The 10,198-nt window shown below is 50.7% G+C and carries 10 protein-coding genes; 9 read left to right on the top strand and 1 reads right to left on the bottom strand.

Annotated elements, in window-relative coordinates:
• Positions 1 to 70: 70 nt before the first annotated feature.
• The gene (locus BHV64_RS08780; protein ID WP_217727910.1) at positions 71 to 2,200 is read right to left on the bottom strand and encodes an FAD-dependent oxidoreductase; all 2,130 of its coding nucleotides are present in this window, start codon (positions 2,198 to 2,200) and stop codon (positions 71 to 73) included.
• A 48-nt stretch (positions 2,201 to 2,248) separates the two neighbouring features.
• Here BHV64_RS08780 and BHV64_RS08785 point away from each other — a divergent pair, with 48 nt between their 5' ends.
• From BHV64_RS08785 to BHV64_RS08825, 9 genes are all read left to right on the top strand, one after another.
• The gene (locus BHV64_RS08785; protein ID WP_153811588.1) at positions 2,249 to 2,386 is read left to right on the top strand and encodes a hypothetical protein; all 138 of its coding nucleotides are present in this window, start codon (positions 2,249 to 2,251) and stop codon (positions 2,384 to 2,386) included.
• Positions 2,387 to 2,479: 93 nt separating this feature from the next.
• Positions 2,480 to 3,202 carry a TetR/AcrR family transcriptional regulator gene (locus BHV64_RS08790; protein ID WP_044054361.1) on the top strand — a complete coding sequence of 241 codons (723 nt, stop codon included), beginning with the start codon at positions 2,480 to 2,482 and terminating at the stop codon, positions 3,200 to 3,202.
• A 12-nt stretch (positions 3,203 to 3,214) separates the two neighbouring features.
• A complete protein-coding gene (locus tag BHV64_RS08795; RefSeq protein ID WP_022061592.1) occupies positions 3,215 to 4,237 on the top strand; it encodes a hypothetical protein in 1,023 nt (340 codons plus the stop codon).
• A complete protein-coding gene (locus tag BHV64_RS08800; RefSeq protein WP_229028886.1) occupies positions 4,203 to 4,868 on the top strand; it encodes a hypothetical protein in 666 nt (221 codons plus the stop codon). The genes BHV64_RS08795 and BHV64_RS08800 overlap by 35 nt, the downstream gene beginning before the upstream one ends.
• A gap of 23 nt (positions 4,869 to 4,891) precedes the next feature.
• The gene (locus BHV64_RS08805; RefSeq protein ID WP_022061590.1) at positions 4,892 to 5,581 is read left to right on the top strand and encodes a hypothetical protein; all 690 of its coding nucleotides are present in this window, start codon (positions 4,892 to 4,894) and stop codon (positions 5,579 to 5,581) included.
• Positions 5,582 to 5,608: 27 nt separating this feature from the next.
• Positions 5,609 to 6,277 carry a hypothetical protein gene (locus BHV64_RS08810; RefSeq protein ID WP_015547147.1) on the top strand — a complete coding sequence of 223 codons (669 nt, stop codon included), beginning with the start codon at positions 5,609 to 5,611 and terminating at the stop codon, positions 6,275 to 6,277.
• A 23-nt stretch (positions 6,278 to 6,300) separates the two neighbouring features.
• Positions 6,301 to 7,854: a BACON domain-containing protein gene (locus BHV64_RS08815; RefSeq protein ID WP_217727908.1), complete on the top strand. Its 1,554-nt coding sequence runs from the start codon at positions 6,301 to 6,303 to the stop codon at positions 7,852 to 7,854.
• Between the two features lie 82 nt (positions 7,855 to 7,936).
• Positions 7,937 to 8,920, top strand: a complete 984-nt coding sequence (rhuM, locus tag BHV64_RS08820; protein ID WP_149887941.1) for a RhuM family protein — start codon at positions 7,937 to 7,939, stop codon at positions 8,918 to 8,920.
• A 60-nt stretch (positions 8,921 to 8,980) separates the two neighbouring features.
• Positions 8,981 to 10,117, top strand: coding sequence for a toxin-antitoxin system YwqK family antitoxin (locus tag BHV64_RS08825; protein WP_229104413.1), 1,137 nt, complete (start codon positions 8,981 to 8,983; stop codon positions 10,115 to 10,117).
• The last annotated feature ends 81 nt before the right edge of the window (positions 10,118 to 10,198 follow it).

Consider the following 10,198-nt stretch of genomic DNA (forward strand, 5'->3'; position numbering starts at 1 on the left):
TCGGAAGGCATATGTAAACTTATATCAGGACAATATTTTTTGAACCAAAATGTTTATCTTTAATTATCAATCACTGTAAACCTTTTTCAGGACGGGACAATCCCCAGAAGGTGAAGAATATCGTCACCGGCTGTCCGGTGGCTGCCGCGCCGTTGGCCAGTACGAAGGTCGCCAGCGCTTTGTCCAAATCATCGCTGAACATAATCAGCGTCTTGCCCTTAGCGTCGTGCTCGAGTGGCATCGTGGATGCTCCGGATGAACCTTTTTCGATGATGACCGTATATTTCCCCTTCTCTTCCGAGTTGCTGATGAGCCGATTGCCTGTGGTGTCGCACCATGCTTGCGCATCTCGCGAGAATCCGGCATCGGTAGCGACTATTTCGATCCTTTCGCCTTCGGTGATTGAGTCGATCGCTTGCTTGATTTTCATAACCGGACCGGGGCATTGCAATCCGCATGCGTCTATTCTTAAGGTCTTCATGCGTTTGCTGCCGAGTCGGGTATCCGTATCCATTCGTCTGTCCATAGCGGTTGCTGCAGTCCGGGTTACGATCGGCTCGATCGCCGTCGAATAGGTCTTGTAACCACCCGACAGGTTCTTCACGTTGCGGAATCCGTGTCCTGTCAGAATTTTTACCGCCAAGTATCCGCGTAGGCCGACGGCACAATAGACATAGATGGCTTTATTGTGTGGTAATTCGCCGAGCCGGCTGCGGAGTTCCTCGAGCGGAATGTTGACCGACCCGGGAATGGCCCCGAAGGCATGCTCTTCGCGGATGCGCACGTCGAGCAGCAGGATGTCGCTGAGATCGGCTCCTGCAATCTGCCGCCATGTCACTATGGGCATTGCTCCGCTGATAATATTGTTCGCCGTATAGCCCGCGATGGCGATCGGGTCCTTGGCCGAGGAGAAAGGTGGTGCGTAAGTGTGTTCGACTTTCATCAGGTCATATACCGTGCCGCCGTTTTTGATGATTAGTGCAATCTGGTCGATGCGCTTGTCCACTCCTTCGTAGCCAACGCATTGACCTCCGTAGAGTTTGCCGCTTGCTGGGTCGAACGTGAGCTTGATGGTCAGCGGAAGTGCATCGGGATAATATCCGGCGTGCGATGCCGAATGTGTCGTCGAACTGGCATACGGAATACCGGACTGTTTGAGCCGTTTCGCTGCGAGTCCTGTCGAAGCTACTGTCATGTCGAATACCTTGGCAATGGAAGTGCCTATGGCTCCTTCGTATTTTGTCGTATTGCCGAAGACCATATTGTCGGCGGCGATGCGTCCCTGGCGGTTGGCAGGGTTGGCCAAATAGTTCAGCCACGGTTTGCCTGTCAGTGGATGCGGAAATTCAATGGCATCGCCCACTGCGTAAACATCCGTTGCCGAAGTTTGCAGGTAATCGTCTACCCAGATGCCGCCCGTTTCGCCGATCTTCAGTCCGGCGGCCTTGGCCAATGTTGTTTCCGGATGAACCCCGATAGACAGAAGAACTATATCGGTTGTAATGCTTTCTCCGGTAGAGAAGAAAACCTCGATCTTTTCGCCTTGGCGCTCGAATCGTTCGACGCTGCGTTCGAGATAGAGTTTGATACCTTTTTGCGACAGGTGCTGGTGTACATGGGCCGCGATTGAAAAATCGACTGGAGCCATCACCTGATTGCCCATTTCCACGACAGATACTTCGGCTCCCGTGCGGTGCAGGTTCTCGGCCATCTCCAATCCGATGAATCCGGCTCCGACGATGACTGTACTCCCGATTCGGTGCGAAGATATATGCTCTTTGATCCGATCGGTATCTTCGATGTTGCGGAGCGTGAATATGCCTTCGATTTCTATGCCTTTCAAAGGCGGACGCACGGGGGAAGCGCCGGGTGAAAGCAGCATTTTGTCGTAGTTTTCCGTATAGGTGGATCCGTCTGCACGGCGTACTTCGACTCGCTTTTTCGTCGTGTCGATCCCGATTACTTCGTTCTCGACCCGCACGTCGATATTGAAACGTTTGGCAAACGAAGCCGGTGTCTGCATGAACAGTTTCTCCCGTTCGGCGATCGTTCCGCCGATGTAATATGGCAGCCCGCAGTTGGCGTACGAAATGTATTTACCCTTTTCGAGCAGGAAGATTTCGGCTTTCTCGTCTGTCCGGCGAATTCTTGCCGCCGCTGTCGCGCCTCCGGCGACTCCTCCGATAATGATGTGTTTCATGTGGTCTTATTTTTTAATTCATCGAATTCCGTTAAAAATCGGATCTGTATGATTCCGACCGCGACAAAGGTGTGTTTATTTTCTGATAAAACAAATTTCCACTGGAAAATAATTCGTCCTGTTGAGGTCGATTTATTCGGAGCTGTTCGTTTTGCAATCGGCGGGAAGAAAGAATTACTGAAATAAAAAAGATGCTCTCTTGGTTTTATCAAATTAAATTTGTTAAAATGAAGGCAAAAGTTTATTTTTGTAAAGTCGGAACAGGGAAACATGACCGGAATGAAGGAAAACCAGTCAACGAAGGGGACGCTCCGCCGCCGTCGAACCAATAAACAGGTGCAGGCCGATATTCTGTCGGCTGTCGGCCGGATTCTCCAAGAAAAGGATTTTACCCATATCACATTGATGGATATAGCCCGCGAAGCCAAAACGGATCCCAATGTCGTGCTGCGGCAGTTCGGATCTTTGGAACAGGTTTTCGACTGTTACATCCGCACGATTGATTATTGGATGCACGATTTGTTCGGCAACAAAGCCTTGAAACGCGGAGAGCGTTCCGCTTTGGAAAGGATGTTCGCACGAATGACCGATTTTCTTTACAACAGTCCGGAGATGCAGAGACTGCTGGTCTGGGAGATTACCGATGTAAACGATACGACATGCCGTGCCGCCGCAAATCGGGAAACGTACTATCGGGAAGCTTACGAAGCCTATGAACGGCAATTCGCGAGGGGGGGGGAGAAAACGCCGTTCCGGCAAATCGCATCGTTGCTGATCGCCGGTACTTATTATCTCGTCCTCCATCGGCATACTTCGACATTCGGAGATATGGATTACGATACGCCGGACGGTCCGGTCCGACTGAAAAAAGTATTGCATGAAATTCTGGATATGCTTTACGAACGGTTGGAACGGCCGCAAAGGGTAAGCGAGGCGATTCGCAGACTCAAGGAGCGGGGCGTGGACGAGCAGGTGATTCGTGAATGTTTAAAAGATCTTTAACTATTCTGTACGATGAAATGGTTTTTATGTGCACTCTGCTGTTTGACAGAGGGGTTGTCGGTTTTGCGAGCCCAGATCATGCCGGATTCCTCGGTGCAGATCTGCGCCTATTGGACTCCGGGAGACAAGTATGCCTATGAGGCTCGGGAGGAGAAGTTCAAGATAGATGATCAAGGCGATACGACGCTCGTATACCGACAAAGCGAACGGCGTGTATTCGAAATCCTTTCTCAGACCAAGGACCGTTACAAGATCCGTCTGACATACGGCGATTACATGACCACCGATAAGGAGGACCAGCTGGTGCACGATGCGATCGTGTCGGCCACGGGGCCTTGTGTCGTTGAGTTCGAGACGGATGAAACCGGTTCGTTGCTTGGTATCGCGAACCTCGAAACGCTGGTCGCACAGGCCGAGGCGTCTGTCGAACCCGCCGTGAGGGTTATGTGGGAGACGATACCTTCGGCGGAACGGAAGAATTTCCCGAAAAAGAATTTCCGCAAATATATGGCCCGTACCCTTTCCGATCCATCGGTCGTGATCAATGCCGTGAACGACGATTTGGGGCGCATGTTCTTTTTCCATGGGGCACGGCTCGATTCGACGCAGGTATACGAATTCGACGAGACGTTCGCTCCGCTGTTGGGTGGCCGGGATTCTGTGCGGGGAAAGACTTCGTTCTGGATTGACGGCAGACAGACAGATTCATACAGTGCCGTATGCAATACTTATACGGAAGCGGACGGCAGCAAAATGTTGTCCGCGACACTCGGACAGTTCGTGACGGCGTTCGGCGGAGAAAAGGCGATGACGCAGGCTATGAGAGACTCCATCGCCTCGGGAATGAGCGGCATCCGTTCACGGATGGAGCAGTTTTCTTCAGAAGAGATCCATTTGGATACAGGTTGGCCCCTGCATCTTTTTTTTGAGCGCACGATTTACATCGACAGAGATTTGGAACCGATGGCTGCGGCCATAGTGCGGCGTACGCTGGACATTATTGTCGAAGAAGAGCAAGAGGAAGAAAAACGGTAATTTGATTGTCATGAAACAGTTTCTGCTGTTGCCGATCCTGCTTGCTGCAGTAGCATCCGTACGGGGAGCATCGCTTGTCGAGGGCCGCATTTATCTGAAAAACGGCTCCGTCATCGAATGTGTCGGGGACGACCGGCTGCAGTTACCGAAAAGATTCGGGAAATTGACCATCCTCCGCGATGCTTTCCGGAAGACGAAAGCCAAAGAAATTTTCCAATCCGGAGAAATCGACTCCGTAGTCTGCTGGCATGCACAGTCTCCGGAACATATCCGCAAGTTCATTCCGGCGGAGAGTCCGGGGTGGATGTGGGTCTATCTCGAAACACCGCACATTTGCGTATGCATCTATTCGGAAAAAGGGTATGGCATCGATTCGAACGGAGGTATTCAGGTCTGGCAGAGGCAGGGAACTTTCAGCCAGTCGCGCACGGCCTACTACCTGAAAAAAACAGGCGAGAAGGAGTTCCTGACCGTTGGTGCCGCAAATCGGAATACAAAAGACGTCTTCCGGGAACGCATCGCCCGTTATGTCGGCGATGATCCCGAACTTGCCGAACGTATACGGTTGTCGAGCGCCATCCGCAGCAAAACCATACAGTTGCTGCGCGATTACGATCCGACGAAATATTGATTCAACTTATAAATTTAAACATTATGAAACGGTTTTTACTTTGTACTGCAACTGTGTTGGCCATGTTCGGCAGCATTTCCCAGGCTGACGCCAAAGATCCGGAAGATCAGGAATTCCGGCACGTAGTCGTAACTCTCAAGTCCGGGGAAAAAGTAGAAGGCTATCTCCATCGGGGATGGCATGCGGAGGGCGCTCTGCTGAAACAGGAGAACTATTCGTTCAAAATCACCAAGACGCCCGATGACAAAGAGCCCGTCAAATATACGGCCGATGACGTAGAGAGTGTCGAATATACAGAGACGACGGAGGAAAATCCGGACGGCATTCGCTGGGAGGCCCTCGATATTGCTGCTCCAGGACTCACGAATCGTTACCGCACTTATCACAGACTGGTTTGTGTGAACAAGGCCGGAGCGAATGCAACGACCTATTGGTGGAAGACGTGGACGACGGAACGAGTAGGTAACAGAGACCGCAGGGTGCTGACAACCATATACGGCATACGTTTCCACAATGATCCCGGCCGAATCGTCTATCCGTATATGTATGTCGGTACGATGTTGATGGACAAACTGCATCCCGGGCTGAAGGCATTTTATAAGAAATGGTTTAAAGGTGCCGAAGGCAAAATACGTAAAAAAGAGGCCGAAGAGAACGACGCATGGATACTCGATATGTACGATGCGTATCTGGCAAGCCGGCCCAATGAATGATGATCGATATTCAAATATGCTGAAAACATGAAAAAACTACTGGCGGTTTGGGCGCTTTTACTGGCAGCTGTTTCCGCGAATGCCGCAGATAAGAAATGTCCCGGAACCGTTCATTTTCTGGACGGCCGTACGCTGGAATGTACCAGCATTACGATTCCCGGATGGATCGATGCCGAAGTGTCTGTCCGGGTGCTTTCCGATGGAAAGAATCAAGCCAGGACGTTGGCGGCCGTGGAAATCGCTTATCTTGAACTTTGGCCGGAAAAGAATCCCGAAGCCAAAAACGAACTTTATTGCGTCCCGTTCATCAAGGAAAAAGGGAAAAAGAAGATTCCGGCAGCCCGATGGCTGGTACCGGAATCTTCGGGCAGGCATGTCGCCTTCTTTACCCGTTATCAGACTTACAAAATGTCTAATAAAGGGCTGGTCGGGATTGTAAACCCCAAATTGAATGTAACCGAACCGAGTGCCTATTTTTGGAAATCGGACGAAAAGAGCCCCGTATTCCTCGGCCAGTATCTTTTCTTTCAGAATTCGAACAAGAAAATGATTGCGCTAGTAGAACGCTATTTTGAGGATGATCCTGCCATGTTGGAGCAAATTCGTCAGCGACGTTGGCTCGGCAAAGGAGGCGGGGTTGCGGCGCTGTTTGCTTTCGTTGCGGAGCATTACGTCCCGCAACAGGAGCAGGAGTAGCGGTCGAATAGCATTGAATTGCCATGAATAAGTGCCCGATACTCCTCCTTTTCGTTTTCATGGTGACGGCATGCAGTCCGGAAGGAGAACATGCTCCGTTGCCATCGGAACCGGATGCCATAACCCTTGCGCCCGGTACGCCGTCCGTTAAGGAATTTCCGGCAATGGGCGGTTTGTGGGAGCTGCGATTCTCTGCGACGAAAGCATGGAGTGTTGTGCCGGCCGATCCGGTCCATGCGGAATGGTACCGGATCGAACCGGCGGAGGGAGACGACGGTAATGGGACGGTAAAGGTAACCGTATTGCCGAATATTACCACAGAAAAACGAAGCGCTGAAATAATCATCCGCTCGGGGCGGGCGGAACAGAGATTGTCTTTTGTGCAGCATGCTTCGGATATGGAGCCGTGCGGTGAAGAAGAGGTGCGCCGTTTCCTCGAAAAACTTTATCAGGATACCGGCGGTGACAATTGGCGCTTCCAGGAAAACTGGTGCACGGACAAACCTTTGTCCGAATGGGGATCTTCTGTCAAATACGAAGACGGGAAACTCTCGCTGATTCTCGGCGAAAACAACCTGCACGGAAAAATCGACTTGTCGGGGTGTACGGCGTTGGTGGCGCTTCGCTGCGCGAAAAATTCGCTGACGGAGATTGATGTTTCCGGTTGTCCGCTGTTGGAGGAACTGGACTGTACGAACTGCGGAATTTCCGGTCTGGACGTTTCCGGCTGTTATTCTCTCCGGCGGCTGCTCTGCGGTTACAATAGTCTCACGGAACTCGGTCTGTCGTCCTGTCCTTACCTGACGGAACTGAATGTTCCTTATAACGGGTTGGGGACATTGGACATTTCGTCATGTATGGCCTTGACGGACTTGAACTGCGCCGAAAACCGGTTGGAAAAGTTGGACATGGCAGGACGGGAAGGCCTTCGGATGCTTTTCTGTTATGGCAACCGACTGTCCGTACTGGATTTGTCAAAATGCTCCTCGCTGACGCTTGTGAACTGTGGGGCGAATGAACTGACCCGGCTCGATCTCTCCGGCTGCGAAAAACTCGGCCGGCTCTATTGTTACGACAATCGGCTCGAAACTTTGGACCTGTCTGATTTTGCGCCGCTACTCAGTGAGTTATATTGTTATGGAAATCGGCTGACCGAATTGGATCTGTCCGGAACCGATCGGCTTTCGCAACTCGAATGCTCCTACAACAATCTGCAACGCCTCGACTTGACAGGCTGTAAATCGTTGCGTATCGCGGGATGTGCGCGAAACGCATTGCGCTCGATAAGCCTTTTCGGTTGTGAAATGCTCGGACAATTGGATTGCTCGGGCAACTTGCTGGAGAATATCGATATTTCAGCTTGCCCGTATCTGACCGAATTGATCTGTACTGATAACCTGATTTTATCGGAGATACCGGAGTCGTTCGATCGACTGACTCTTTTCGAACATGATATTCGATACGAATACAGTGTGGAAAAAGATGCTGTCACGGGGCAAGAAAAAATCGTTTATATGGATCGGGGTAAGGGATGGTGGTACTCCGGAGAGCCGGATAAAGGATATCACGGCCGCTGATGTTTTTATTTGAAAAGGACGGGCGAATCGGTTGAGAGCTAAAGGTTATCGACTTTTCGGGTTTATTCGTATCTTTGCTTTCATGGACAGGGGCGAGATTATCATTTATCAGACAGCCGACGGTGAGACCCGTCTGGACGTCCGCATGGAGAACGACAGCGTGTGGCTGACGCAGGCGCAGATGGTAGAGTTGTTCAATTCGACCAAACAGAATGTGAGCCTTCATATAAATAATATCTTTAAAGAGGGCGAGCTCGAGCGAGAGGCAACTGTCAAGGAATACTTGATAGTTCGGCAAGAGGGCAATCGTTCTGTTAGGCGTAAGATTACAGTTTATAATCTGGACGTGATTATCTCTGTCGGATATCGTGTCAAGTCACAGCGCGGAACACAATTCCGTATCTGGGCGAACAAAATTTTGAAAGAGTACCTAATAAAAGGCTATGCCGTCAATACCCAAGCGAAAGCCGAGCAGTTGGAGGAGTTGAAAAAGACTGTTCGCCTGCTCTCCCATGTCTTGGCTGCGAAGGAGGTTACGAAATCCGAGGCGGTCGGGCTACTGCGCGTGATTACGGACTATACTTATGGCCTCGACACGCTCGATCGTTATGACTATCAGCAGTTGGAGGTTGCGGCAACCACGGCGGAGGAACCGTTTCATGCGACGTATGAAAATGCGATGGCGGCATTGCAGGTGTTGCGTGAGAAATTCGGAGGCAGCGAATTGTTCGCTCACGAAAAAGACGAATCGTTCAAAAGCACAATGGGGGCAATTTACCAGACCTTCGGCGGGTGTGATCTCTATCCGAGTGTCGAGGAAAAGGCAGCCAATCTGCTTTACTTGACGGTCAAGAACCACTCGTTCAGTGACGGCAACAAACGCATCGCAGCGTTTCTGTTCCTTTGGTTTTTGGAAAACAATCGGATTCTTTACCGTGCTGATGGTTCGCGCCTTTTGGATAACAATACGCTGGTCGCTCTGACGCTTATGATTGCTGAGAGTCGCACAGAAGAGAAAGATGTAATGACGAAGGTTGTGGTGAACTTGATTAATAAGAACAATTGACACGATAACGGCGTGTCGGATATCGGAAAAGCGATGAAACCTATGAAACCCAGTTATTTTATGAACCGAGTTTTATTGTTCGTATTGTTGCTTGTGGTAGGCAACGGTGCCTTGTCGCAAGAGCGGATAGATACACTCTACTATAGCCGTTCGGGGGTGACGGTGCGGAATCCGGTTTTTGCCGATTATTATCGGCTGGCGCTTTATCCTGCGGATTCGGCGGGGCTCAAAATGTTCAAGGATTTTTATATTTCGGGAGAATTGCGGAGAGAAGGGCATTTTCAGACAATCGATACGCTCGATGATTGCCGGACAGTGTTTGACGGAGACGTTGTTTCCTATTTCAAGAATGGTCACATGTCGGAAAAATCATATTATTCGGGAGGATTGTTGGAAGGCGAATATCGGCAATACGACGAGAATGGAACGTTGAAAACGCGTGCGTTGTATGCCGGCGGCGAATTGTCCGGAACGTACAAGACATACAACGAGGACGGCTCCTGCCGAATGGTGGAATATCGTGCAGGGCTGCCGGTTCATGATTATTATTTGCTGGCGGACGGCAGCGGGAACACGCTTAAATTCCGCATTGCGGACGACATGCCGGTATGGGAATCACCAGCCATAGCGGAGCGCTCGGCCGATTATCGGGACGGTGTGCCCTGGGAAGTCTATTTCAAAAACGGATTGACGATCGCGTTGACGGATGCCATCGTCCGGGATTACGGCAAGTGGCATCGGGTCGATGTGATTATCTCCAACAATTCGTTGACGCCGGTCGAATTCAATCCGGAGACCGATATGACGGCCTATTCCGTAGACGAACACGATGTCGCCACCGATCTGCAGGTCTGGTCTTGCGATAGCTATCTGAAGAAAGTGAACCGGTCGCAGACCTGGGCCGCTGTTTTGATGGGTGTCAGCGAAGGAATGGCTGCTGCCGGCGCAGGTTATTCGACCTCCACGACGACCGGTTACAGCAGCTACGGTGGTTATTCGTCTTATACGACTACGACTTATAATCCCTCTGCAGCCTATCAGGCCAACATGGCCTCACAGCAGCGGATCGCTGATTTCGGTCAGGCCTTGCAGGACGAACAACAGGTCAAAAAGCTGGGATATTTGAAGAAAAACACGATATATCCCGGAGAATCCGTATCCGGATTTGTTCATGTAGCATCATTAGTGTCCCGTTAAAATTGGGACGAAGTTAATATTAATCAAATAGTCCCTCCAAGAGGGGATAATCGAGTTCTTTGACATCGTTGAAATTAGTCT

It is taken from the genome of Alistipes sp. 56_sp_Nov_56_25 (assembly GCF_001915285.1).
Classification (GTDB): domain Bacteria; phylum Bacteroidota; class Bacteroidia; order Bacteroidales; family Rikenellaceae; genus Alistipes; species Alistipes shahii.

What these genes read in the sequence shown, in the direction of transcription:
- BHV64_RS08780 (WP_217727910.1), bottom strand. Translation starts at nt 2,200, where the DNA reads ATGAAACACATCATTATCGGAGGAGTCGCCGGAGGCGCGACAGCGGCG.
- BHV64_RS08785 (WP_153811588.1), top strand. Translation starts at nt 2,249, where the DNA reads ATGATTCCGACCGCGACAAAGGTGTGTTTATTTTCTGATAAAACAAAT.
- BHV64_RS08790 (WP_044054361.1), top strand. Translation starts at nt 2,480, where the DNA reads ATGAAGGAAAACCAGTCAACGAAGGGGACGCTCCGCCGCCGTCGAACC.
- BHV64_RS08795 (WP_022061592.1), top strand. Translation starts at nt 3,215, where the DNA reads ATGAAATGGTTTTTATGTGCACTCTGCTGTTTGACAGAGGGGTTGTCG.
- BHV64_RS08805 (WP_022061590.1), top strand. Translation starts at nt 4,892, where the DNA reads ATGAAACGGTTTTTACTTTGTACTGCAACTGTGTTGGCCATGTTCGGC.
- BHV64_RS08810 (WP_015547147.1), top strand. Translation starts at nt 5,609, where the DNA reads ATGAAAAAACTACTGGCGGTTTGGGCGCTTTTACTGGCAGCTGTTTCC.
- BHV64_RS08815 (WP_217727908.1), top strand. Translation starts at nt 6,301, where the DNA reads ATGAATAAGTGCCCGATACTCCTCCTTTTCGTTTTCATGGTGACGGCA.
- rhuM (WP_149887941.1), top strand. Translation starts at nt 7,937, where the DNA reads ATGGACAGGGGCGAGATTATCATTTATCAGACAGCCGACGGTGAGACC.
- BHV64_RS08825 (WP_229104413.1), top strand. Translation starts at nt 8,981, where the DNA reads ATGAACCGAGTTTTATTGTTCGTATTGTTGCTTGTGGTAGGCAACGGT.